Below are 23,472 nucleotides of genomic sequence, written 5' to 3'. Positions count from 1 at the left end.
CGGAGTCAATCGATCCAGCCGGCGAGCACCTCGCGCAAGGTCTGCCGGATGACGCCGCGCCGGTCGGGATCGCCCTGGGCCAATGCGGTCATGTACGCGCGTGCCTGGGACCAGGTGATGTGCGGGGGCAGGGGCGGTACGTCAGGGTCGGTCAGGAATTCGATGACGACGGGACGGTCGGCGGCAAAGGCTTCCTTCCACGCTTCCGTGATGCGCGCGGGGTCGTCGACGCGTATGCCCTTGAAGCCGAGCATCTCGCTGTAGCGCGCATAGGGGAAATCCTCGACGTCCTGCGCCGCCGGATATTTCGGATCGCCGGCCAATGCCCGTTGTTCCCACGTCACCTGGTTCAGGTCGTGGTTGACCAGCACCATGACCACCAGGCAGGGATTGCTCCAACGCTTCCAGTACTGCTTGATCGTGACCAGTTCCGCATTTCCGTTCATCTGCATGGCGCCGTCGCCGACGATCGCCAGTACCGGGCGGTCGGGATGCGCCATCTTGGCGGCGATGGCATAGGGCACGGCGCTGCCCATCGTGGCGAGCTTGCCGGACACCGAGGCCATCATGTCTTCGCGGATCTTCATATCGCGCGCGAACCAGTGGGTGTTGGACCCGCTGTCGCCGGTGACGATGGCACGGTCCGGGAGCAGCGGGGAAAGTTCCCAGAACACGCGCTGCGGATTGATCGGCGAAGCCGGTTCCATCGCCTTCAGTTCCAGGGCGCGCCACCACTTGCGCACGTCCACTTCGATCCGTTCGCGCCAGGTCGTGTCTTCCTTCGTTTTCAGCAGGGGCAGCAGGCGCCGCAGCGTGGCCGCGGCGTCGCCGATGAGGTTGACCTCCGTGGCGTATCGCATCGACACGTTGCGCGGCTCGATGTCGATCTGGACCGCACGCGCCTGCCCATCGGCGGGCAGGAACTCGGAATAGGGGAAGGTGGTGCCGACCATCAGCAAGGTGTCGCACTCGTCCATCAGGCGCCAGCTGGGCTTGGTGCCGAGCAGGCCGATCGAGCCGGTGACGAAGGGCAGGGCGTCGGGCAACACCGCCTTGCCCAAGAGCGCCTTCGCCACGCCGGCCTGCAGGACGTTCGCCACCTGGACCACTTCCGCACCCGCGCCCAGCGCGCCGGCACCGACCAGGATGGCCACCTTCGATCCCGCGTTGAGGATCTCCGCCGCGCGGTGAAGTTCGTCCTCGCTGGGAACGGGCAGGGCCTGCGCATGGCCGACGCCGGAATAGACGTTGCCGTGGGCGCGCGGAGGGCTCGGCACCGCCGGGCTTTCCTGCACGTCGTTCGGAACGATCACGCAGGTGACCGCACGCTCGGCCTTGGCGATGCGCACGGCGCGGTCGATCACATGACGCATCTGTGCCGGGCTGACCACCGTCTCGACATAGGCGCAGACGTCCTTGAACAGATTGTGCAGGTCCACCTCCTGCTGGTAGTCGCTGCCCAGCGCGGATCGCGCCTGCTGGCCGACGATGGCGACGACGGGCACATGGTCCATTTTCGCGTCGTACAAGCCATTGAGCAGGTGGATGGCACCGGGCCCGGACGTGGCCAGGCATACGCCGACCTCGCCGGTGAATTTCGCATGGCCGGCCGCCATGAAAGCGGCCATTTCCTCGTGCCGGACGCGCACGTAATCGAAACGGTCGGCCGCGCGTCCCATCGCGCCCATGATGCCGTTGATCCCGTCGCCGGGATAACCGAAGACACGCCGGATGCCCCACGCGCCGAGTCGTTCCAGGAGGAAGTCGCCGGTGGTCATGACGTCCACCTCTGTCTGCAAGATGGATGCACGCTCGCAGAAGGAGCGTGATCGGGATGTCGCACGGCCCTGCGCGTGAGGCTCACATTTCTGACCATGAGATCGTTCGGTATCGTCCGCGCGCTGTCGACATCGCGCCTGTGCCGCCTTCACGCCCCATGGCCTACCGTCGTGACTTTGCCGACACGCGGAGTGAACCCATGAAAGCCGTCGTATTCCATGCCATCGGTGACATCCGGCTGGACGAGGTGTCCGAGCCGTCCATCGAATCCGAAACCGACGCCATCGTTCGCCTCACCTCGTCCGCCATCTGCGGAACCGACCTGCACTTCATTCGCGGCACGATGGCGGGCGTCGAGCCCGGCACCATACTCGGGCATGAAGGCGTGGGCGTGATCGAGGTGCTCGGAGACGGCGTGCGCAACCTCGAGGTCGGCGACCGTGTCGTCGTGCCTTCGACCGTCGCCTGCGGCTATTGCTCCTACTGCCGCGCCGGTTACTACGCGCAGTGCGACAACGCCAATCCCAATGGCCCCGGCACGGCGTTCTACGGTGGCCCGAAGGAGGCCGGCGGATTGAACGGCATGCAGGCCGAGAAGGTCCGGGTGCCCTTCGCCAACGTCAACCTGGTGAAGCTGCCGGACGAGGTGAGCGACGACGAAGCCATCCTCATCTCCGACATCTTCCCCACCGGCTATTTCGGCGCGGATCTCGCGGACATCAAACCAGGGCATACGGTGGCCGTGCTCGGCTGCGGCCCCGTGGGTCAGTTCACCATCGCCTCGGCGAAGCTGCTGGGCGCCGGCCGCATCTTCGCCATCGACCAGCATGAGGACCGCCTTGCGATGGCGCGGGCACAAGGCGCGGAAACGGTGGATTTCAGCCGTGAAGACCCGGTGGAGACGGTGAAGCGGCTGACCGGCGGCATCGGCGTGGACGCGGTGATTGACGCGGTCGGCGTGGACGCCCAGCATGCACATGATGGTCCGGCGGCGGGAAAGCCCGCCCCGGGCGAGGCGAAGGACGCATCGCCCGCGGCCAGGACCGATGGTCCCGCGTGGGAAGCCGGCGATGCGCCGATGCAGGCACTGGCATGGGCGGTCGAGATGGTGGCCAAGGCGGGAACCGTATCGATCATCGGCGTGTATCCACCCACGGACAACCTGTTTCCCATCGGCGCCGCCATGAACAAGAACCTCACCATCCGCATGGGCAACTGCAACCACCGCAAGTACGTGCCCATGCTCGTGGAGCTGGTGCGCTCGGGCCAGGTGGTGCCGACACGGATACTGACCCAGCGCGAACCATTGGCCGGAGTGATCGATGCGTACGAGGCGTTCGACCAACGCCGGCCCGGCTGGATCAAGGTGGAACTGCAGCCGGGACATGCCTCGGCCGAGGGCCGGAATGGCTGACCAGGAAACGCCGCGCGCGCTCGGTGAAGCCGGCTTCCGCCGTGAAGCCGGGCATGCGTTGAGCACGCCATTGGGAAGCCTGCTGTTGCAGGCGGAACTGATCGACCATTACCTGCGCCAGGAGAAGGTTCCGCAGGCACGGGAAGCGGTGACCGCGCTGCTTCGCGATTTCGACGCCTTCGGCCACCACTTCCGTTCCGTGTTTTCCGCGATGGCCGACATCGCCGAGGAAGGTACGGAACACGGCAGTCCGCGCGAGTGCCTTACGGAGGCGCTGGCGGAACTGGGCGAAGAAGCCGTCGCCATCGACTATCGCGGCCTCTCGCCGAGCGTGTCGGTGCCTGTGGCGGCCTTGACGGCACTGATGCGCCGTCTCGCCCTGCTGGCTACGGGAACACACGCGAGCGCCGTGACGCTCACGGGTACCGTGGCGGGCGGGGAATGCCTGTTGTCGTTGACCGGCGTGGGGGGCGATCCGCTCGCGGAAGAAAAGCAACCGTTCGAATCGGATCGCAGCCTGCACCTGTGGACGGCCAGTGAAATCGTCGCCCGCCACGGCGGCCGCCTGGCGATCACGGCAGCCACCGAGGTGAACGTCCTGGTCATCCTGCCGATCGCCTAGCTTCCCGCGGCAGTGGCCCGCCCGGCGGCGACCTGGGTCAGGGCGGCGAGCAAGGCGCGCATCGATACCGGCTTGCTGAGGTGGGCATCGAAGCCTGCCTGCAAGGCCATGCGCTCGTCCTGCAGCCGTCCGAAACCGGTCAATGCGATAGCCGCGACATGCTTCGCCGTGTCCGATTGGCGCACCCGCCGGATCAACTCGAGGCCGTCCATACCCGGCATGCCGATGTCCGACAGCAGGGTATCGAAGCGGCCCGTGTCCAACAGCGCCAGGGCCTCCGGGCCGGACTGGACCGCGCTGACTTCCGCACCCTCCATCTGCAGGAGTTCCGCGAACGGGCCCAGCAGTTCGGCGGAATCGTCGACCATGACGATGTGGCGGCCGGCAAGGGCCTTCGCTGCCGACGACTCGGTCGATTCGGAAGGCATCGGCACGTGGTCCGCGCGCAAGGGCAGTCGGACCACGAAAGAGGACCCTTTTTCGGGTCCCTCGGAACGGGCGGTGACCGTCCCGCCATGCAGTTCGACGAGGTGCCGGACCAGCGCCAGGCCGATGCCCAGGCCGCCGCTCGCCCGGTTCCTGCGGTTGGAACCTTGCTCGAACATGTCGAAGACCCGGGCGACGAGGTCCGGGGTCATGCCGATGCCGTCGTCCTCCACCAACAACACGGCTTCGTCCTCCTGCTGTTCCAGGACGACCCTGATGTGACCGCCTTCACGCGAGAACTTGGCCGCGTTGTTGAGCAGGTTCCAGACCACCTGTTCGATCCGGACCGTATCCGCCACCACCACCACGTCCTCCTGTGGCACACGCAGGTCCAGTTCGACACGGCGGCCCGCGAGATCCTTGGCGATGCCGTCGGCGATCCGCCGGATGCAGTCGGACAGGTTCACCGGCGAGACGTTCAGGGCGAGCTTGCCGGTGTTCACCCGCGACATGTCGAGCAGGTCGTCGATGATCTGTGCCTGGCCCTCCACCGTCTTGCGTATGGCGTCGGCGGCGCGGCGCAGGCCGGGATCGTCCTTCGCCGTGGCGGCACGCGCGACGAGTTCCGCGTTCATGATGATCAGGTTGAGCGGATGCTTCAGCTCGTGCGACATGACCGCGAGGAACTCGTCCTTGAGTTCGACCGCGCTCTGCGCCTGTCGCCGAAAGGCTTTCTCGGCATTGAGCAACTCCTCGCGCTCGCGCTCGCGTTCCTTCTCCAGGGTGACGTCACGCGCGATCTTGGCGAAGCCATGGAAGCCGCCCTGGTGCAAGGGCGTGGTGATGCCGCTGCAGAAGATGCGCTGTCCGCCGGCGCGGACATGCCAGCGATCGTCGGTGGCGCGTCCTTCGGTTCGGGCCTGTTCCATCTCCCGGCGGAACGCGCCGCGTTCGCGGTCTTCCGGCGTGAAGATGAGGTCGCCGTGGTGGCCGATGGCGTCGAAACCCGAGTAACCGAAGATTCGCTCGGCGCCCTTGCTCCACGAGGTGATGATGCCCTCGGCATCGGTGGTGATGATGGCGTAGTCGGTGGCGCTGTCGGCGACGAGCCGCATGCGCTCGTCGCTGCTGCGCGCCGCTTCCTCGGCGGCCCTGCGCCGGGTGATGTCGATGAAGGTGAGCACCGCGCCTTCGATGCGGTCCTCCGAGGTGCGGTACGGCAGGATCCGAACGATGTACCAGCGCCCGTCCTGGCTGCCGACTTCGCGCTCGATCGTGCGTAGCGACTGGAAAGCCTGGGAAGCATCGGAAGCCAGTTCCGGGTAGTCGAGGCTGTGGTTGAGGTCGAGCAGTGAGCGACCCACGTCGGCGGCGATCAGGCGGAACACATCGGCGGCCCGCGGCGTGAAACGCTTGATGCACATGTCCCGGTCGACGAACACGGTCGCGATATCGGTCGAGGCCACGAGATTGTGCAGATCGTCGTTGACCTTGGCGGTCTCCTCCACCTTGAGCTTCAACTCGTGGTTGACCGTGATCAGTTCCTCGTTGATCGACTGCAATTCTTCCTTGCTGGTTTCCAGTTCCTCGGTGGCGGAGCGGAGCTCCTCGTTGATCGACTGGAGTTCCTCGTTCGAGGCCTTCAGCTCCTCACCGGAGGTCTCCGATTCCTCGATGGTCAGTTGCAGCTGTTCCTTGGCCCGTTTCAGCTCGTCCTCGAGCTGCAGCAGGAGGGGCGTTTGCTCGTTCTCACCGTCGTCGCCGGCGGAAGGGTCGCGCGGTTGGGACTCATGGAACACCACCAGCTGGTAACCGGCGTCGCTGTCCTGGTCTCGCACGGGACGCACCTCCACGGCAACCGCCACGGGCTTGCCATCGCGTTCGGTGAGGACGGAACGCGAGCGCACCGGCGTTCCCTCCTGCGACGACCGGAACAACGAGGTCCGCAGTTCGAGGCGGAGTTCCGGCACGATCAGGGACGTCAATTGGTAGGATGGGGCACCGCCCGTCAGCCGCAGGTAAGGCCCGGCATTCTCCGCCATGTGGGCGATGTGACCGTCGCGATCCACGAGGATGCTCGGTGGCACGTGGTCCTCCACGGCCTTGCGATGCACCTCGGCCAGGGAACGGGCGTTGCGCTCGTGGGCCGCGGATGCCGCGACGAGGGAGCCGGCGGCGGATTGCTGCGGCAGCTGGCGGGTCGGGGCTTGCAGGTAGAGACCGGTGCGCCCGATCGCGGTGGCGCGGTAGATCCGGTTCTTCTTGTCCACCGGGGTGAACAGCTTGGAAGCCATGTCGGCCGATTCCGAACTGCCCAGGAACAGGTAGCCACCCGGCCGCAGGGCGAAATGGAACATTTCCAGCACGTGCGCCTGGATGTCGCGGTTGAGATAGATCAGCAGGTTGCGGCAACTGATCAGGTCGAGCTTCGAGAACGGTGGGTCCTGCAACACGTTGTGCCGGGCGAACAGTACTTTCTCGCGGAGCGGCTTCGGCACACGGAAGAAATTGTCGTCGCGCACGAGGAAGCGGCTGACGCGGGCAGGCGTAATGTCGGTGACGACGGCGGAGGGATAGCAGCCCTGCCGTGCATAGGTGATGGCGTCATCGTCGATGTCGGTGGCGAATACCTGCACCGTCGCGTCCGCCGGTGCCGCTTCGGTCAGCAGCATGGCCAGCGAATACGCTTCCTCGCCGGTCGCGCAGCCCGGAATCCATGCGCGGACGCGCGAATGCTCGCCGGCCGCGGCGAACAACTGCGGGATGACGGACTCTTCCAGTGCGTCGAACGCCTCGCGGTCGCGAAAGAAGTTCGTGACGCTGATGAGCATGTCCTTGAGCAGGGCCGGGCGTTCGTGGGGATGGTCGTGGAGGTAGTCGCGGTATTCCTCCAGCGTGTGCAACCCGTTGACCTGGAGGCGCCGCTCGATGCGGCGCAGCACGGTGGCGCGCTTGTAGGCGCGGAAATCGTGGCCCGTCTTCGCGCGCAGGATCAGAATGATGTCGCGCAGTGCGTCCTCGTCGAGCGCGGGACGCGTGGTGGTTTCCCCGTCGGCGTCGTCCGATGCCGGTATGGTCTCCAGCAGGGCGATCCGGGATGCTTCACGCGCGAGGCTGAGGATGCGCTCGGGCAACTCGGCCACCGGCAACACGATGTCGACGGCGCCCGTCGCGATCGCCGCTCGTGGCATCTGGTCGTACTCCGCGTCGTCCGGATGTTGCGCGAGGGTGATGCCCCCGCGCTCGCGGATACGCGCGATGCCGACCGAGCCATCCGCTCCGGTACCGGTGAGGATGACCGCGAACGCCCGTTCGCGGTGGACCTCGGCGAGGGCGCGGAAGAAGAAATCGATGGAAACATGCTTGCCCTGGGACCGTTCCAGGTCCACCAGGCGCAGGTAGCCGTCGTTCATCGAGAGGCCCTTGCGCGGTGAGATCACGTAGACCTCGTTCTTGCGCAGGAGAACCGGTTCCACGACCTGGATGACGCGCATCGCCGTGGACCGTTGCAGGATGCGGTCGGCGATGCTGTCGTGACGCGGGGACAGGTGCATCACGATGACGATGGCCATCCCCGGTTCCGCGGGCATGGCTTCGAGGAACTTGCCCAGCGCGGCGAGTCCGCCAGCGGACGTGCCGATGCCCACCACCGGGAAGTCCAGGCTGCTCGTGCGGATATGGGGATCGGCTTCCGGATCTGGCGGCAGGGGTGACTGGGACATCGAGCAGGCCTTCGATAGCGAGGGGTCGATTCTCCCTCATGTGCCCCGGAATTGGGACCTGGACCGGCCTGGTGGCGCGCCACGGTACCGGGCCAGCTTGTTGTAGATCGTCTTGGTGCTGATCCCCAGCCGCCGCGCCGCCGCCGTGCGATCGCCCTTGCACGCGGCCAGCGCGCGCAGGATCGCCTCTCGTTCGATGTCGGCGAGGGTGTCCGTCGTCGACGCGGTGCCGTGCACGGCCACCAGCGACTCGACCGGCCGCTGCAGCACGAGCAGGTCGCCGCCCTGGAGATACGCCCGCTGGACGATCTGGCGCAGTTCGCGCACGTTGCCGGTCCACGCGTACCCCTGCAAGGCGTCGAAGGCGCGGACCGCGAAACGCCTGGCCGTGCCGTATTCCGCATTCAACTCGTCCAGGATGCCGTGCGCGATCACCTCCACGTCCTGTGGTCGCTCGCGCAGGCCAGGCATGCGGAGTTCGTAGCCGGCCACGCGAAAATACAGGTCGGCGCGCAAGCGGCCCTCGGCCACCGCATCGCGCGGCACCCGGTTGGTCGCGGTGATCAGGCGCACGTCCACCTTGCGAGGCGAGCGGCCGCCCAGCGGCGTGATCTCGCCGGACTCGAGGAAGCGGAGCAGGGCCGCCTGCACGCCGTGCGAGGCTTCCGTGATCTCGTCGAGGAACAACGTGCCACCGTCGGCCTGCGCGATGAGTCCCGCGTGGTTCTCCACGGCACCGGTGAAACTGCCGCGCTGGTGGCCGAACAACTGGCTCGACAGCAGGTCGGGCGAGAGCGCGGCGCAATTGACCGCGACGAAACGGCCGGTACGGCCGCTACGGTCATGCACCAGCCGGGCCGCCAGTTCCTTTCCGGTGCCGCTCTCCCCATGCAGCAGGAGCGGGAACCGGCTCGATGCGACCGCACGCAGTTCCTGCAACGCGGCGCACATGGCCGGGGAATCGCCGAGCAAGCGGCCACGGGGATCGGTGGCTACCGTGATGGAGCGGATCGCCGGGGCCTGCGCGAGCAGTTCGCGGAACGCCGAAAAACGGAAGGGCTTGGTCAGGACGCCAAGCGTGCCCGGCACGCTCTTTCCCGCCCAGTGGGCCAGCGCGGCGTTGCCGCTCATGACGATCTTGCGGGTGTCGACCAGGCGCGGCTCCGACAACAGTTCCAGGCCGCAGCCATCGGGCAGTCCTATATCCACCAGCGCACAGTCGAAGCGGTGCGTTCCGGCGGCTTCGACGGCCTCGCCCAGTGTCATCACCGGATGGGCTTCGAATCCCACCTCCCGCGCGAATTCACTGGCCCGTTCGGCGAACGGGCGGTCATCGTCGAGGATCAGCAGGCTACCTGCAGGCATGGCTACCATGGCATTCGTCGGAAAGGTGAAAGCGGTCGCAAGAACGACAACGTGGGGCCTTCACCGTGATGAACCGGTCAAGGTTCCGTGCGGGTGCGGCCCGCGCCCGTGATTTAGCTTCGTCCACGTGCCTTCACGGCTGTCGCGCACGGAGGAACGGCCTGCGCCGCACATCATCGCGATCCTCCAGGCGGAAACGATGCATGACACGCCACGAAGCAAAGCGGGGCGGTTTGCCACGATGGCTGGGCAGCGGTGTGGTGACCGGTGCGGCCGACGACGATCCTTCCGCGATCGGCACGTATGCCAGCGCGGGAGCTCGATACGGGCTGGGCGCGCTGTGGATCGCACCGGTCCTGTTGCCGATGATGTACGTGGTGATGTACGTCTCGGCGAAGCTGGGCAGGGTCTATGGAAAAGGCCTGTTCGCCGCCATGCTCGACCGCTTTCCCCGCGCCGTGGTCTACCCGATGGCGGTCCTCGCCTTCGTGGGCAACGTCATCGAGGCGGCCGCGAACCTGGGCGGCGTCGGTGCCGCCGTCAACCTGCTGCTTCCACTGCCGGGGTGGTTCGTCGTCGTGGCCGTCGCGGCCGCCGTGACCGGATTGCAGGTGCTGGGATCGTACATGTTGTTGCGACGGATCTTCCGTTGGCTGACCCTGGCGCTGTTCGCCTATGTCGGCGCGGCGATCATGGCCAGGCCTGACATCGGTGAAGTCCTGCGCGGCACCTTCGTTCCGTCCGTCGAACTCGACGCCGGCTTCGTCGCCATGCTCGTGGCCTGTATCGGCACCTCGCTTTCCGCGTACGTGTACACGTGGCAGTCCAACCAGGAAGTGGAGGAGCGCATCGCCCAGGGCGACAGCCAGCCATGGCGGCACCGGGGTGCCTCGGCGGCGTCCGTGGCGCTCGTGCGGCGCGACGTCATCGCCGGCGTGGCGTTCTCCAACATCGTCCTGTACTTCATCATCATGTCGACCGGTGCGACCTTGCATGCGTCCGGCCAACACGACATCGACAGCGCGGCGCAGGCGGCCCGTGCGCTGGAGCCGATCGCGGGCGAGGGTGCCCGGTGGCTGTTCGCGCTGGGCGTGATAGGCGTCGGCTTCCTCGCCGTGCCGGTCATGACCACGGGCGCCGCGTACGACCTGGTCCAGGTATTGCGCAAGCCCGGCAGCCTGCATCAGGCACCGCGCCAGGCGCCGCTGTTCTACGCCACGATCCTCGTGGTGACCGTGGCCGCGGTGGCCTTGAACCTGCTCGGCTTCAACCCGATGCGCGCCCTCGTCTGGTCCGGGATCGTCCAGGGTTTCTCGGTTCCTCCACTTCTTTTCCTGATCATGGTGATGACGGGAGACAAGCGAATGATGGGCGATCGAGCCAATGGATGGCTGACCCGCACGCTCGGATGGGCCACGACGGCGGTCACGGGGATCGCCACGGCCGTGCTTGTCGTCTTGTGGGTGAGCGGCCGCGGCTGACACCGCGCCTGCCCCTTGCCCCGTCGAACATCCCATCAACCCGAAGGAGGAACGATGTCTGGTATGTCCCACGAGACGATGCGCGCCGCCGTGCTGGCGGCACCGGGAGAGGTCAGGCTGGAGCGGGTGCCGCTTCCACGCCCGGCGGCCTCGCAAGTGCGCATCCGGTTGCAGGGCAGCGGCTTGTGCGCCTCGAACGTGCCCGCGTTCGAAGGCAGGGACTGGTTTTCCTATCCCATGCCGGCCGGCGATCTCGGCCACGAGGGTTGGGGTGTCGTCGACGCGGTCGGTGACGAGGTGAGTGGCGTCGTGCCGGGCCAGCGCGTGGCGGCGCTTTCGTACCGCGCCTACGCAGAATATGACGTGGCCGAGGCGGCGCACGTCGTGCCGCTGCCGCCCGAACTCGACGGCCAGCCGTTTCCGGGGGAAGCCCTGGGCTGCGCCATGAATATCTTTCGCCGCGCCGACGTGAGGGCAGGGCAGACCGTCGCCATCGTCGGCGTGGGCTTCCTTGGTGCCGCCCTTATCCAGCTCTGCGCGAAGGCCAGTGCGCGCGTCATCGCCGTGGCACGTTCCGAGGCGGCGCTGGACCTCGCCCGCCGATGCGGCGCGCAGCAGGTCTTGCCCATGCTCGACCATGCCACGCTGATCGAGCAGGTGAGTGGCCTGACCGGCGGTGCGTTCTGCGAGCGCTCGATCGAATGCACGGGGAAGCCGTGGCCGCTCGATCTCGCCGGCGAGTTCACCGGTGTGAGGGGACGGCTGGTCATCGCGGGCTTCCACCAGGATGGCCTGCGCCAGGTCAACGTCCAGTTGTGGAACTGGCGGGGCATCGACGTCGTCAATGCGCATGAACGCGATCCGGCGATCGCCACGGAAGGCATGCGCCTTGCCGTGGAGGCGGTACTCGACGGGACGCTCGACCTGTCCCTGCTGGTGACGCACACGTTTCCCCTGGAACAGGCCGGGGCCGCGCTGACCGCGGTGCGCGAGCGCCCCGACGGTTTCACCAAGGCCGTCCTGCTGATGGAGGATGCCGCATGAGCCGTCGGCTGAGGCTGGGATTCGCGGGCGTGGGCTGGATCGGCCGGCATCGCATGCAGGCCTTGCTCGATGCGGGAGTCGCCGAAGCGGCGGCGATCGCCGACGTGGACGAGGCGTGCGTGGCCGAGGCATGTTTGCTGGCACCGCGGGCGAAGGTCTGCGCCAGTTTCGAGGACATGCTCGCGCTCGACCTGGACGGCGTCGTCATCGCCACGCCCAGCGCGGCCCATGCGGAACAGACGATCGCCGCGCTGCGACGCGGCTTTCCCGTTTTCTGCCAGAAGCCGCTGGGACGCAGCGGCGACGAGGTGGCGGGTGTCGTGATGGCGGCGCGCACGGCGGACCGGCGGTTGGGCGTCGACCTGAGCTATCGCCACCTGGCGGGCATCGCGGACGTGCGCGATGCGATCCAGCGCGGCGAGTTGGGGCGCATCTATGCCGTCGAGGCGGTGTTCCATAATGCCTATGGCCCGGGCAAGCCGTGGTTCTACGACCGTACGCAATCCGGCGGTGGCTGCGTCATCGATCTCGGCATCCATCTCGTGGACCTGGCCTTGTGGTTGCTGGGGCAGCCGGCGGTGCGCGGCGTCGAGAGCCGCTGCTTCGTCCGCGGCATGCCCTTGCGAGAGACGCCCGAGGCCGTGGAGGACTATGCGACGGCCAGACTGGATCTGGATGGCGACATCGCCGTCGACGTCGCCTGTTCGTGGAACCTGCCGATCGGGATGGACGCCGAGATCGGCCTGCGCGTCTTCGGGACCGGAGGCGGCATCGGCCTGCGCAACGTGGAAGGTTCGTTCTACGACTTCATGCTGGAGCGCTTCGACGGACGGCAGCGAACCGTGCTGTCCTCGCCGCCGGATGCGTGGGGCGGCCGCGCGGCGGTGGCGTGGGCGGAAGCCGTGCTGGACTCGCCCCGCTACCACGCCGACGCGGATGGCCTGGTCGAACTGGCGCGCGTGCTGGATCGTTTCTACGCATAGCGGCCTACGCGCTGGCGGCCGCGCCGAATCCGGGCCGCTGGCGAAGCCGCCGCGTCCGCGCGGGAACGAGTTCATGGCGGAAGGCCTCGATGGTGCGGGCAAGACCTTCCTCCGCGGAGACACGTGGTAACCAGCCGAGCAGTTCCTGCGCGCGGGAGATATCCGGGCGCCGGCGCTTCGGATCGTTCTCCGGAAGATCCTTGTGGACGATGGTGGAATCGCTGCCGGTGAGGCGGATGATCAGCTCGGCAATCTCCTTCACCGTGCGTTCCACCGGGTTGCCCAGGTTCATCGGACCGCAATGGTCGCAGTCCATGTAGCGGACGATGCCTTCCACCAGGTCGGTCACGTATTGCAGGCTGCGCGTCTGTGAACCGTCGCCGAACACCGTGAGCGGCTCCCCGGCCAGTGCCTGGTGGATGAAGTTGGTGACGATGCGCCCGTCGTGCGCGTCCATCCGGGGCCCGTAGGTGTTGAAGATGCGGATGATCCGCACGGGCAGGCCATGGTGGCGGTGGAAGGCCATGGTCGCCGCTTCCGCGTAGCGCTTGCCCTCGTCGTACATGCTGCGCGGCCCGTTCGGATTGACGTTGCCCCAGTCGTCCTCGTGCTGCGGATGATGCAGCGGGTCGCCGTACACCTCGCTCGTGCTGGCCAGGAGGAACTTCGCGCCGTGCGACTGCGCCAGGCGTAGCAGGTGGTGGGTGCCGAAGCTGTTGGCTTCCAGCGTCTCGATCGGCCACTGCTGGTACTTCGGCGGCGACGCCGGGCTGGCCAGGTGCATCACCCAGTCCACCGGCGCGTCCACCTCGAACGCGCGGGCGATGTCGTGCTCGAGCAGCCGGAAGCGGGGATGTTTCGCAAGATGTTCCAGGTTGGACCTGCGTCCCGTGATCAGGTCGTCCACGCCGGTGACGCGGTGGCCGTCCGCGATGAAGCGGTCGACGAGGTGGCTGCCGACGAAACCCGCCGCTCCCGCGACGACGATGTGCAGCGACGGGGAAGGCGGCGGAAACGCCCCTTCCAGTGGTGTTGCCTTTGCCATGACTGTGTCCTCATCTGGCGTGGAACGTGGTGACGGGGGCCTTGCGCTTCCGAGGATGGAAGCGCGTTCGTACCGGAGGAGTGAAATACGGATGGCCGTCCAAACACGATCCTGAGCACCGCATGCGCGTTAAGGAATGTCATCGGCGCGACGAATGGAATTCACTCCTCCTGTCCGGCGTGGCGCCGAAGCTGCGTGTTCCAGCGAAGGGAGCATGCGAATGAGCAAGACCATCCTCATCACCGGTGGCGCCGGCTTCATTGGATCGTGGCTCGCGGACCAACTCCTGGCCGATGGCCACCGTGTCCGCTCGCTCGACCTGTTGACACCGCAAGTGCATGGCGCCGAGGGCGCTCGTCCACCCTATCTTCACGACGACGTGGAACTGGTGCGCGGCGACGTGCGCGATCCGGAAGCCGTGCGCAAGGCGCTCGACGGCGTCGACGGGGTCTACCACCTCGCGGCGTCGGTCGGCGTGGGACAGAGCATGTACGAGATCGCGGGCTACACCTCGATAAACAACCTCGGCACGGCGGTGTTGCTGGAGGCCCTGGTCGAGCGCCCGGTGGAACGGCTGGTCATCGCCTCGAGCATGAGTATCTATGGCGAAGGCATGTATGCCGACGGCGAAGGCAACCGCGTGCCGGGAAAGCGCCGCGAGCGCGAGCAGTTGCGGCGCGGGGAGTGGGAACTGCGCGATGAACGGGGGGCGGAACTCGTGCCCGTGCCGACGGCGGAAGACAAGCAGCCCGATCTGTCGTCGGTGTACGCGCTGTCGAAGTACGACCAGGAGCGGCTATGCCTGATGATCGGCGAGGCCTACGGCATCCCGACGACGGCGATGCGTTTCTTCAACGTGTACGGTCCACGCCAGGCGCTGTCGAATCCGTATACGGGCGTGCTCGCCATTTTCGCCGCGCGCCTGCTCAACGGCAATCCACCCAGCATTTTCGAGGACGGCCGGCAGCGCCGCGATTTCGTCAGCGTGCACGACGTGGCCCGTGCCTGCCGCCTCGCTTACGACACCCCCGCCGCGGCGGGCGCGGTGATCAATGTCGGCAGCGGCCACTCCTATACGATCGCCGAGTTGGCACGCCGGCTCGGCGACGCCGCTGGCCGCCGGATCGAACCGGAAGTCACCGGCAAGTACCGCGTCGGCGACATCCGCCATTGCGTTGCCGATATCTCGTTGGCTGGGCGGCTCATCGGATACCGCCCCGAGGTGGACATCGACCGGGGGTTGGAGGAACTGGTGGGCTGGCTCGATACCGCGTCGGCCGTCGACCGGGTCGTCGAAGCCAGTGCGGAGCTGCACCGCCGGGGGCTGACGCTATGAGGTCGGCGATGGATCGGCATGTCGGTCCGGCGATGGGCTTGCTGGAATGGTTCTGGATGGGCGACCGCGAGCTCGCCGAGGCATCCATCGACGAATTGCGTGAGCTCGGCGTGCGGCATCTTCGCTTCGGCGTGTCGTGGGCCGATTTCCTGAGGGATGGAGGGCCGGAGTGGTACGACTGGCTCATTCCCACGCTCGCACGGCATTTCGAGTTGCTGCCGTGTTTCCTGTACACGCCTCCTTCGCTCGGCGAGACGCCGAGCACCGCGTCGCCGCCACGTAACCTCAAGGATTACGCCGACTTCCTCGATGTCTGCATCACTCGTTACGGCGATCATTTCGAGTACGTGGAACTGTGGAACGAGGCGAACAACCTCATCGAGTGGAACTATGGCCTCGACCGCGGCTGGACCAAGTTCTGCGAGATGGTGGGCAACGCGGCGTCCTGGGCACGGCAGCGCGGTAAGAAAACCGTGCTTGGCGGCATGTCGCCGATCGATCCTAACTGGCTCGATACGATGTTCGACAACGGCCTCATGCGCTACATCGACGTGGTCGGCGTGCACGGCTTTCCCGGCAGCTACGACATGCCCGGTGAGTCGTGGGCCATGCGTATCCAGCGCGTCGCCGACGTGCTTCGCGCACACGATCACCCGGCGGAACTCTGGTTGACGGAAACCGGCTATTCCACGTGGCGCCACGACGAGTTCGAGCAGGTGCGCGTGGTGGCGGAAGCCGGGGGTCTTCCCGTGACCCGCGTCTACCTGCTTTCGTTGCGCAACCTCGCGGCCGAGCGGCCTTCGCAGGCGGGCTTCCATAACGACGAGCGCGACTACCACTTCGGCATCAAGCTCGCGGACGGACGGCCCAAGCTGCTCTATCGTCTGTGGGCCACGCATGGCCTGGACGGTGTGCGCGACGCCGCCACCTGGCCCACGCCGCTACGCCGCGACGTGCCCGTCTCGGTCGTCACCGGCGGGGCGGGCTTCATCGGCTCGAACATCGCCACGCGCCTCGCCGCCGAGGGGCGGCGCGTGCGCATCGTCGACAGCCTGGCGCGCCCGGGCGTGGAGGACAACCTCACCTGGCTGCGCGAGCGCCACGGTGACCTCATCGAATTCTCGCCATGCGACATGCGCGACCGGCACCACCTGGCCGAGGTGATGGGCGGAGCGACGGAGATATTCCATCTCGCCGGCCAGGTGGCCGTCACCTCCAGCCTGGACGATCCCATCACGGATTTCGACATCAACCTCGGTGGCGCGATCAACGTGCTGGAGGCGGCGCGGCGCCAGCGAAACGTGCCGCCGGTGATCTTCGCCTCGACGAACAAGGTGTACGGTGGCCTGGAGGACATCGCACTCGAAGTGGTGAACCGGCGATACCAGCCGGTGGACCAGGCCTGGCTCCGGCACGGCGTGAGCGAGTCGCGCCCGCTGGATTTTCATAGCCCCTACGGGTGTTCGAAGGGCGGTGCCGATCAATACATCGCCGACTACGCCCGCTGCATGGGCGTGCCCTCGGTGGTGTTCCGCATGAGTTGCATCTACGGCCCGCGCCAGTTCGGTACGGAAGACCAGGGCTGGGTCGCCCATTTCCTCATCCGGGCCCTGGAAGGCAAGCCGATCACGCTCTACGGCGATGGCATGCAGGTACGCGACATCCTGTTCGTGGACGACGTGGTCGAGGCTTACCTGCTGGCCGCGCGGCGCATGGATGAACTGGCCGGCCGCGCGTTCAACCTGGGTGGCGGTCCGTCGAACACGATCAGCCTGTTGCAGTTGCTGGACTGGATCGAAGACCTGGCCGGCCGGCGGCCCGAGGTGGAGTGGTCCAGCTGGCGTCCGGGCGACCAGCGCTACTACGTGTCCGACACGCGCCGGTTCACCGAGGCGACCGGCTGGCGTGCCACGGTGGGCGCGCGCGAGGGCGTGGCCCGGTTATATCGCTGGCTGCGTGCCTATCGCGGCATGGATGAAGCACTTCCGCAGAGCGCGGGCGAGTGGTCATGGCTGTCCGCCGCGTCATGATGAGCACCGACGCGGTCGGCGGCGTCTGGACCTTCGCGCTGGAACTGGCCGAAGGCCTCGGCCGCCATGGCATCGAGGTCTTGCTCGCCGTGCTGGGCCCGGCGCCGGATGGCGGACGGCTGCGTGCGGCGACGCGGATTCCCGGCTTGCAGATCGCCCACCGCGACTACCCGCTCGAATGGATGCGCGAGGCGAACGACGAAAACCAGGATGCCGCGGGCCGTTGGCTGCTGGACCTCGCGCACGGCTTCGACCCGGACGTGATCCACCTGAACCACTTCTGCCACGGTGCGCTCGAATGGCCCGCACCGTGCGTGGTGGTCGCGCATTCGTGCGTGGCCACCTGGTATGAGTACGTGCGGCGTACGCCTCCGGGCAGCGAGTGGGACGACTACCGGCGGCGTGTGGCCACCGGCCTGGCCGGTGCCACCCTCGTCGTCGCCCCGACGCAAAGCATGCTCGACGACCTGCAACGGATCTACGGCGAACTGGGCAAGACCAGCGTCGTCCACAACGGCCGCCGTCCGGACGCCTTCCCGGCCGCACGCAAGCAACCGTTCGCCCTGTGTGCCGCGCGGGCGTGGGACGAGGCGAAGAACGTGGCCGCGCTGGATGCCGCCGCGCCCCAAGTGCGCTGGCCGATCCGCGTGGCCGGCGACGTTCGTCATCCGGAAGGCGGCAACGCCCGCTTCGAGCACGTGGAACTGCTCGGCGCGCTGGGCGAGAGCAGGATGGCGAACCAGTTCGCGCATGCGGCCATCTATGTCCTCCCGGCCCGTTACGAACCCTTCGGGCTGTCGGTGCTCGAAGCGGCCTTCGCCGGCTGCGCGCTCGTGCTCGGCGACATCCCCTCGTTGCGCGAGCTCTGGCACGACACCGCGTATTACGTCCCGCCCGACGACCCGCAGGCGATCGCGCACGCCATCAACACGTTGGCCAGGGACCGCCGGGCGCTCCACGCGCGAGGCGCCCGCGCCCGCCGGCATGCAAGCCGCTACACATCGGAGCGGATGCTCGCGCGCTGGCGTTACACCTATCGCCAACTGGCCAGGCAGGAGCAGAAACCATGCACGTCGTGATGTTCTATCACTCGCTGTTGTCGGACTGGAACCACGGCAATGCGCATTTCCTGCGTGGCGTGGCCGGCGAACTCCTGGCGCGCGGCATCCATGTCACCGTGTATGAGCCGAAAGGGGCGTGGAGCATGGAACAGCTGTTGGCGGAGCAGGGCACCGAGCCCATCGAAGCGTTCCACCAGGCTTACCCGGACCTTGGCAGCCGCGTCTACGATCCCGACACGCTGGACCTGGACGAAGCGCTGGACGATGCGACCCTCGTCCTCGTCCACGAGTGGAACAGCCACGAGCTGGTCGCGCGGATCGGCAGGCACCGGCGCGACAATCCCCACTACCGTTTGCTCTTCCATGACACGCACCACCGCGCCGTGAGCGATAGCCGGGCGATGGCGCAGTACGACCTCGCCCATTACGACGGCGTGCTGGCCTTCGGCGGCGTCATCCGCGATATGTACGTGCGCCGTGGCTGGGCCTCGCAAGCATGGACCTGGCATGAGGCGGCCGATGTACGCGTCTTCCATCCGATCGAGGATGTGCGTCGCGACCGCGACCTCATCTGGATCGGCAACTGGGGCGATGGCGAGCGTACCCGTGAACTGCACGAATTCCTTCTCGACCCGGCGCGCGACCTTCGCCTCACCGGCACGGTGCATGGCGTGCGTTATCCCGACGAAGCACTGGCCGCCCTGAAGCGGACCCGCCTCGATTACCGGGGCTGGCTGCCCAACTTCGCCGCGCCCACCGCGTTCGCCTCACACCGTTTCACCGTGCACGTGCCGCGCGGTCCCTACGTGCGTACGCTGCCCGGCATCCCGACCATCCGCCCGTTCGAGGCCATGGCCTGCGGCATCCCGTTGATCAGCGCGCCATGGGACGACACCGAAGGCTTGTTCACGCCGGGCGCCGACTTCCTGGTCGCACGTGATGGCGAGGAGATGCGCCGGCACATGCGCGACCTGTGCGCGGATGCCGCCATGGCGGCGGAACTGGCCGGCCATGGCCTCGCCACCATCCTCGACAGGCACACCTGCGCCCATCGCGTCGATGAACTGCTGCGGATTCACGCATCGCTCGTCGACGCCCCCATCGAGAGGACCTACGCATGAAGTTCGCCTTCTTCGGATCGAGCCTGGTTTCGGCCTACTGGAACGGAGCGGCCACGTACTACCGCGGCCTGATCCGGCACCTGCACGAGCTCGGCCACCAGGTGACGTTCTACGAACCGGACGCGTACGGGCGCCAGGCGCACCGTGACATGGACGACCCCGACTGGGCGCGCGTGGTGGTGTATCCCGCGACCACGGACGCGACCCATGCCATGCTGGACGAAGCGGCCGGTGCCGATGTCATCGTCAAGACCAGTGGCGTCGGCGTGCTCGACCGCACCCTGGAGGAGGGCGTGCTCAGCCTCAAGCGTCCGGACAACATCGTCATCTTCTGGGACGTGGATGCACCGGCGACCCTCGACAGCGTGCACTCCGATCCGCGCAATCCCTTCCGCCGGCTCATCCCGCGCTTCGACCTGATCTGCACCTATGGCGGCGGTGCGCCCGTGGTGAACGCTTACACGGCGCTCGGCGCAAGGCATTGCGAACCGGTGTACAACGCGCTGGACCCGCATACCCATCATCCCGTGCCACGCGAGGGCGCCTTCGCGGGTGACCTGGGCTTCCTCGGCAACCGGCTGCCGGATCGCGAGGCGCGCGTGGAACGCTTCTTCCTGGCGGCCGCCGAGGCACTGCCCGGCAAACGCTTCCTGCTCGGAGGCAGTGGGTGGGGCGACAAGCGGATGCCCACGAACGTCTCCTACGTCGGTCACGTGTATACCCGCGATCACAACGCGTTCAACGTGTCGCCGCGCGCGGTGCTCAACATCAGCCGCGACTCGATGGCCCGGTATGGCTTCTCCCCGGCGACACGTGTGTTCGAAGCGGCGGGCGCGGGTGCCTGCCTCATCACCGACGCCTGGGAGGGCATCGAGCTGTTCCTCGAACCCGGCAAGGAAGTGCTCGTGGCCAATGGCGGCGACGAGGTCGCCGCCCACCTGGAAGGCCTGACGGAGGAACGGGCCCGCGCGATCGGTGCCGCCGCCTTGCGCCGCGTGTTGGCCGAGCACACCTACGCGCACCGCGCACGGCAGCTGGAGGCATTGCTCGCCGGGCGTATGCCGGTGCCGGCGCCACTGGCGGCGACGGCATGAGGAGCGAAAGCATGGATATCGTCTTCCTCGGGCTGTCGATCACTTCGTCGTGGGGCAACGGACACGCGACGACCTATCGCGGCCTGTTACGCGAGCTGGCCCGGCAAGGGCACCGGGTCACCTTCCTCGAACGCGACGTGCCCTGGTACGCGCTGCATCGGGACCTTCCCGAGCCACCGTACGGCCGCACGCACCTCTACGATTCACTGGACAACCTGCGCGAGCGTTTCACCGCGACGGTGCGCGACGCGGATGCGGTGGTCGTCGGCTCGTATGTTCCCGATGGCCGGGAGGTCGGCGATTGGGTGATGGCCACGGCCAGGGGCACCACTGCGTTCTACGACATCGATACGCCGGTGACCCTGGCGAAACTGGACGCGGGCGACCATGCCTATCTGGCTCCCCGGCAGATCGCCGGCTACGACCTGTACCTGTCGTTCACGGGCGGCCCGACACTCGACCGGCTGCAGGACGTCCATGGCGCACGTTGCGCCCGCGCGTTCCATTGCGCGTTCGATCCGGAATCCTATTATCCGGACGAGACCGCGCCGCGCTGGGACCTCGGCTACCTGGGAACGTACAGCGACGACCGCCAGCCGCGTGTCGAATCGCTGCTCATCGAGCCGGCACGGCGCTGGCCGGAAGGCCGGTTCACCGTGGCCGGTCCCATGTATCCCGCCGCCATCGACTGGCCATCGAACGTGATGCGCACGGATCACGTGCCGCCCGCGGAACACCGCGCGTTCTACAACGCGCAGCGCTTCACGCTCAACGTGACGCGTGACGACATGATCCGTGCCGGATGGTCGCCCAGCGTGCGCCTGTTCGAGGCGGCGGCTTGCGCCACGCCGATCGTGTCCGACGTGTGGGACGGCATTGAATCGCTGTTCGAGCCGGGCCGGGAGATCATCCTCGCCAGCGGCACGGCGGAGGTCCTCGACGTGCTCAGGCACATGCCGGAGGCCGAGCGCGTGGCGATCGGGCGCCGCGCCCGCGAGCGCGTGATGGCCGAGCACACCGCGGCGCATCGTGCACGCGCGTTACCGATTTTGCTGGAGAAAGCGGCGAACATCCCCGCGACGCCCGTCAAGGCGACTGCCTAGGAGGTCACATGAGCGCGCTGCGCACCTTGCAATCCCATCCGGCGCGGGCGTCGGCCGCCTCGGAGGACATCCACGCCCTGGGCCCGTGGTTCCACAACTTGCATCTTCCGGACGGGCGACAGACGGCGCCGGATCATCCGCTCGGCGACTACCCCGCGTACAAATGGGAGATGCTCGCGCCGCATCTTCCTGGCGATCTGTCGGGACGCCGCGTGCTCGACATCGGCTGCAACGCCGGCTATTTCGCGATCGAACTGGCACGGCGCGGCGCGAGGGTGACGGCGATCGACCACGACCCGCATTATCTCCGCCAGGCAGCCTGGGCCGCGCGGCAGTTCGACGTGGGTGACCGGCTGGAACTCGAAGAGGGCGATATCTACGGGTTGGCCGGCCGCGCGGCGCGATACGACATCGTCCTATTCCTCGGCGTCTTCTATCACCTGCGTTATCCCTTGCTCGGGCTCGACCTGGCGGCGTCCCTGTCCACGGACCTGCTGCTCTTCCAAAGCCTCGCCACGGGTGGCTCGACCGACGATCCCGACACCTCGGACCCCGGCTACCTCGGCCGCGACCGCCTACGCGAGGACGCGTGGCCCAAGCTGTCCTTCATCGAGCACGAACTGGCCGGCGATCCCACCAACTGGTGGGTGCCGAATCCATCCGCGATGCGCGCCATGGTCCGTTCCGCCGGTTACGAGGTGAGCGCGATGGCCGACGACGTCCACGTCTGCCGGCGCACGTCCGCCGCCGATGCCGCCGAGGCGCGGCTCGGCGGGCTGTTGCGCCGGCTTCGTTCCGATCACACCTGACCCAGCCCGAGTCATGTGGAAACCACACGACCCGGGCGATACCCGCCCGGCGCGTTACCGGTTGGAGTCCTGCCCAAGGGTGCCGAGGTCGGCACCGGTGACCGGGTCGCGTGTCGGGTCGGATTTTCCACGGGAGGCGAACGCATCCACGGCGGTGCGTTCTTCCGCCGTCAGTTCCACGTCGGCGTGGCCGTCGCCACCGTCCACCGGCAGGCTGTCCTCGGTAGGCGTGATGACTTCGCTGAACGCCTTGCCTTCGCACCAGGGGCCGGTGCGGTCGCCCTCGCCGCGTGAGGTGTTCACATAGGTGTCGCTGAAACGCGGATCGCCCGGCAGCTTGCCCGGCGGGAAGCTCTTGTCCATCGAATACAGGGCTTTCTCGAACGACTTCTGGTGCGAGATCTCCCGGGTCATCAGGAAGGTGAGCGCATCACGCACGCCGGGATCGTCGGTGACGTTGATGAGCCGCTCGTAGACGATCTTCGCGCGGGCCTCGGCGGCGATGTTGGAGCGCAGGTCGGCCGTGGGCTCGCCGATCGAGTCGACGTAAGCGGCGGTCCATGGCACGCCCGCCGAATTCACCAGGGCAGGGCCGCCGCCATACAGTACCTGGGTGACGTGGCTGTCGTTACCGGCCCCTTGCAGCGCGCGGAACATCTCCGCCTGCTGGTCCACCGTTTCCGCGAGCAGGCCCTTGGCGCCGCGATTGAGCATGGCCACGATCGAGCCGATCACCTCGAGGTGGCTGAGCTCCTCGGTGGCGATGTCGAGCAGCATGTCCTTGCGGCCCGGATCTTCCTCGGCAAGCGCCTGGGTGAAATAACGCATGGCGGCGGCGAGCTCCCCTTGCGGCCCGCCGAATTGTTCGAGCATGAGGTTGGCGAGCCCCGGGTTGGACTCGCTCACGCGCACGGTGTACTGGAGACGCTTGTTGTGGTTGAACATGCTGGCTTCGCTCCTGGCTGGCGGAACCGCCATCTTTTCCAATGCGAGGTGCAGCACGAGGTCAGCACGCGTGAGGGCGATTCCACGCTGCT

At 67.2% G+C, this 23,472-nt stretch carries 17 protein-coding genes; 12 read left to right on the top strand and 5 right to left on the bottom strand.

From position 1 onward, the window contains the following. Positions 1-5: 5 nt before the first annotated feature. Positions 6-1,778, bottom strand: coding sequence for a thiamine pyrophosphate-requiring protein (locus tag AB6730_RS01080; protein WP_371021816.1), 1,773 nt, complete (start codon positions 1,776-1,778; stop codon positions 6-8). Positions 1,779-1,978: 200 nt separating this feature from the next. On the opposite strand from AB6730_RS01080, the gene AB6730_RS01075 reads away from it, so the two are divergent. Both AB6730_RS01075 and AB6730_RS01070 read left to right on the top strand, forming a co-directional pair. Beyond that, on the top strand, positions 1,979-3,193 hold the full coding sequence (locus AB6730_RS01075; RefSeq protein ID WP_371021815.1) for a zinc-dependent alcohol dehydrogenase: 1,215 nt from the start codon (positions 1,979-1,981) through the stop codon (positions 3,191-3,193). Then, complete coding sequence (locus tag AB6730_RS01070) at positions 3,186-3,815, top strand: hypothetical protein (protein WP_371021814.1); 630 nt, start codon at positions 3,186-3,188, stop codon at positions 3,813-3,815. Before AB6730_RS01075 ends, AB6730_RS01070 begins: the two co-directional genes overlap by 8 nt. Here AB6730_RS01070 and AB6730_RS01065 read toward each other — a convergent pair. Then, entirely contained in the window at positions 3,812-7,963 is a 4,152-nt protein-coding gene (locus AB6730_RS01065) for a CheR family methyltransferase (protein ID WP_371021813.1), read from the bottom strand. The two genes, AB6730_RS01070 and AB6730_RS01065, sit on opposite strands and share 4 nt — an antisense overlap. 36 nt (positions 7,964-7,999) lie before the next feature. Continuing rightward, positions 8,000-9,328 (bottom strand): sigma-54-dependent transcriptional regulator, encoded by a 1,329-nt coding sequence (locus AB6730_RS01060; RefSeq protein WP_371021812.1) that lies wholly within the window; start codon positions 9,326-9,328, stop codon positions 8,000-8,002. A 203-nt stretch (positions 9,329-9,531) separates the two neighbouring features. On the opposite strand from AB6730_RS01060, the gene AB6730_RS01055 reads away from it, so the two are divergent. Genes AB6730_RS01055 through AB6730_RS01045 form a run of 3 tightly spaced genes read left to right on the top strand, consistent with a single transcriptional unit; the run spans position 9,532 to position 12,836 of the window. Then, on the top strand, positions 9,532-10,809 hold the full coding sequence (locus tag AB6730_RS01055) for an NRAMP family divalent metal transporter (protein WP_371021811.1): 1,278 nt from the start codon (positions 9,532-9,534) through the stop codon (positions 10,807-10,809). Positions 10,810-10,863: 54 nt separating this feature from the next. Further along, the gene (locus AB6730_RS01050) at positions 10,864-11,853 is read left to right on the top strand and encodes a zinc-binding dehydrogenase (RefSeq protein ID WP_371021810.1); all 990 of its coding nucleotides are present in this window, start codon (positions 10,864-10,866) and stop codon (positions 11,851-11,853) included. Then, positions 11,850-12,836, top strand: a complete 987-nt coding sequence (locus AB6730_RS01045; RefSeq protein WP_371021809.1) for a Gfo/Idh/MocA family protein — start codon at positions 11,850-11,852, stop codon at positions 12,834-12,836. Before AB6730_RS01050 ends, AB6730_RS01045 begins: the two co-directional genes overlap by 4 nt. A gap of 4 nt (positions 12,837-12,840) precedes the next feature. Here AB6730_RS01045 and AB6730_RS01040 read toward each other — a convergent pair whose 3' ends face one another. Further along, positions 12,841-13,881: a UDP-glucuronic acid decarboxylase family protein gene (locus tag AB6730_RS01040; protein WP_371021808.1), complete on the bottom strand. Its 1,041-nt coding sequence runs from the start codon at positions 13,879-13,881 to the stop codon at positions 12,841-12,843. Between the two features lie 220 nt (positions 13,882-14,101). On the opposite strand from AB6730_RS01040, the gene AB6730_RS01035 reads away from it, so the two are divergent. From AB6730_RS01035 to AB6730_RS01005, 7 genes are read left to right on the top strand one after another with little or no spacing between them, the layout of a single operon-like run. Further along, entirely contained in the window at positions 14,102-15,217 is a 1,116-nt protein-coding gene (locus AB6730_RS01035) for an NAD-dependent epimerase/dehydratase family protein (RefSeq protein ID WP_371021807.1), read from the top strand. Between the two features lie 8 nt (positions 15,218-15,225). After that, positions 15,226-17,247 (top strand): NAD-dependent epimerase/dehydratase family protein, encoded by a 2,022-nt coding sequence (locus AB6730_RS01030; RefSeq protein WP_371021806.1) that lies wholly within the window; start codon positions 15,226-15,228, stop codon positions 17,245-17,247. Further along, the gene (locus tag AB6730_RS01025) at positions 17,226-18,326 is read left to right on the top strand and encodes a glycosyltransferase family 4 protein (RefSeq protein ID WP_371021805.1); all 1,101 of its coding nucleotides are present in this window, start codon (positions 17,226-17,228) and stop codon (positions 18,324-18,326) included. The genes AB6730_RS01030 and AB6730_RS01025 overlap by 22 nt, the downstream gene beginning before the upstream one ends. Then, positions 18,314-19,429 carry a glycosyltransferase gene (locus AB6730_RS01020; RefSeq protein ID WP_371021804.1) on the top strand — a complete coding sequence of 372 codons (1,116 nt, stop codon included), beginning with the start codon at positions 18,314-18,316 and terminating at the stop codon, positions 19,427-19,429. Before AB6730_RS01025 ends, AB6730_RS01020 begins: the two co-directional genes overlap by 13 nt. Continuing rightward, positions 19,426-20,523, top strand: a complete 1,098-nt coding sequence (locus AB6730_RS01015) for a glycosyltransferase (protein ID WP_371021803.1) — start codon at positions 19,426-19,428, stop codon at positions 20,521-20,523. The genes AB6730_RS01020 and AB6730_RS01015 overlap by 4 nt, the downstream gene beginning before the upstream one ends. An 11-nt stretch (positions 20,524-20,534) precedes the next feature. Beyond that, positions 20,535-21,626: a glycosyltransferase gene (locus AB6730_RS01010; protein WP_371021802.1), complete on the top strand. Its 1,092-nt coding sequence runs from the start codon at positions 20,535-20,537 to the stop codon at positions 21,624-21,626. 8 nt (positions 21,627-21,634) lie between these two features. Further along, entirely contained in the window at positions 21,635-22,435 is an 801-nt protein-coding gene (locus tag AB6730_RS01005) for a methyltransferase domain-containing protein (RefSeq protein ID WP_371021801.1), read from the top strand. Between the two features lie 54 nt (positions 22,436-22,489). Here the strand turns inward: AB6730_RS01005 and AB6730_RS01000 are convergent, their stop codons facing one another. Beyond that, a complete protein-coding gene (locus tag AB6730_RS01000; RefSeq protein ID WP_371021800.1) occupies positions 22,490-23,380 on the bottom strand; it encodes a manganese catalase family protein in 891 nt (296 codons plus the stop codon). Between the last annotated feature and the right edge of the window lie 92 nt (positions 23,381-23,472).

The sequence above is a fragment of the Luteibacter sp. RCC_6_2 genome, assembly GCF_041360655.1.
In the GTDB taxonomy this organism is placed as follows: domain Bacteria; phylum Pseudomonadota; class Gammaproteobacteria; order Xanthomonadales; family Rhodanobacteraceae; genus Luteibacter.
This window is presented reverse-complemented; position numbering and strand designations above follow the sequence as displayed.

Excerpts from the sequence above, each read along its gene's own strand:
- AB6730_RS01080 (WP_371021816.1), bottom strand. The coding sequence starts at position 1,778 with ATGACCACCGGCGACTTCCTCCTGGAACGACTCGGCGCGTGGGGCATC.
- AB6730_RS01075 (WP_371021815.1), top strand. The coding sequence starts at position 1,979 with ATGAAAGCCGTCGTATTCCATGCCATCGGTGACATCCGGCTGGACGAG.
- AB6730_RS01070 (WP_371021814.1), top strand. The coding sequence starts at position 3,186 with ATGGCTGACCAGGAAACGCCGCGCGCGCTCGGTGAAGCCGGCTTCCGC.
- AB6730_RS01065 (WP_371021813.1), bottom strand. The coding sequence starts at position 7,963 with ATGTCCCAGTCACCCCTGCCGCCAGATCCGGAAGCCGATCCCCATATC.
- AB6730_RS01060 (WP_371021812.1), bottom strand. The coding sequence starts at position 9,328 with ATGCCTGCAGGTAGCCTGCTGATCCTCGACGATGACCGCCCGTTCGCC.
- AB6730_RS01055 (WP_371021811.1), top strand. The coding sequence starts at position 9,532 with ATGACACGCCACGAAGCAAAGCGGGGCGGTTTGCCACGATGGCTGGGC.
- AB6730_RS01050 (WP_371021810.1), top strand. The coding sequence starts at position 10,864 with ATGTCTGGTATGTCCCACGAGACGATGCGCGCCGCCGTGCTGGCGGCA.
- AB6730_RS01045 (WP_371021809.1), top strand. The coding sequence starts at position 11,850 with ATGAGCCGTCGGCTGAGGCTGGGATTCGCGGGCGTGGGCTGGATCGGC.
- AB6730_RS01040 (WP_371021808.1), bottom strand. The coding sequence starts at position 13,881 with ATGGCAAAGGCAACACCACTGGAAGGGGCGTTTCCGCCGCCTTCCCCG.
- AB6730_RS01035 (WP_371021807.1), top strand. The coding sequence starts at position 14,102 with ATGAGCAAGACCATCCTCATCACCGGTGGCGCCGGCTTCATTGGATCG.
- AB6730_RS01030 (WP_371021806.1), top strand. The coding sequence starts at position 15,226 with ATGGATCGGCATGTCGGTCCGGCGATGGGCTTGCTGGAATGGTTCTGG.
- AB6730_RS01025 (WP_371021805.1), top strand. The coding sequence starts at position 17,226 with ATGGCTGTCCGCCGCGTCATGATGAGCACCGACGCGGTCGGCGGCGTC.
- AB6730_RS01020 (WP_371021804.1), top strand. The coding sequence starts at position 18,314 with ATGCACGTCGTGATGTTCTATCACTCGCTGTTGTCGGACTGGAACCAC.
- AB6730_RS01015 (WP_371021803.1), top strand. The coding sequence starts at position 19,426 with ATGAAGTTCGCCTTCTTCGGATCGAGCCTGGTTTCGGCCTACTGGAAC.
- AB6730_RS01010 (WP_371021802.1), top strand. The coding sequence starts at position 20,535 with ATGGATATCGTCTTCCTCGGGCTGTCGATCACTTCGTCGTGGGGCAAC.
- AB6730_RS01005 (WP_371021801.1), top strand. The coding sequence starts at position 21,635 with ATGAGCGCGCTGCGCACCTTGCAATCCCATCCGGCGCGGGCGTCGGCC.
- AB6730_RS01000 (WP_371021800.1), bottom strand. The coding sequence starts at position 23,380 with ATGTTCAACCACAACAAGCGTCTCCAGTACACCGTGCGCGTGAGCGAG.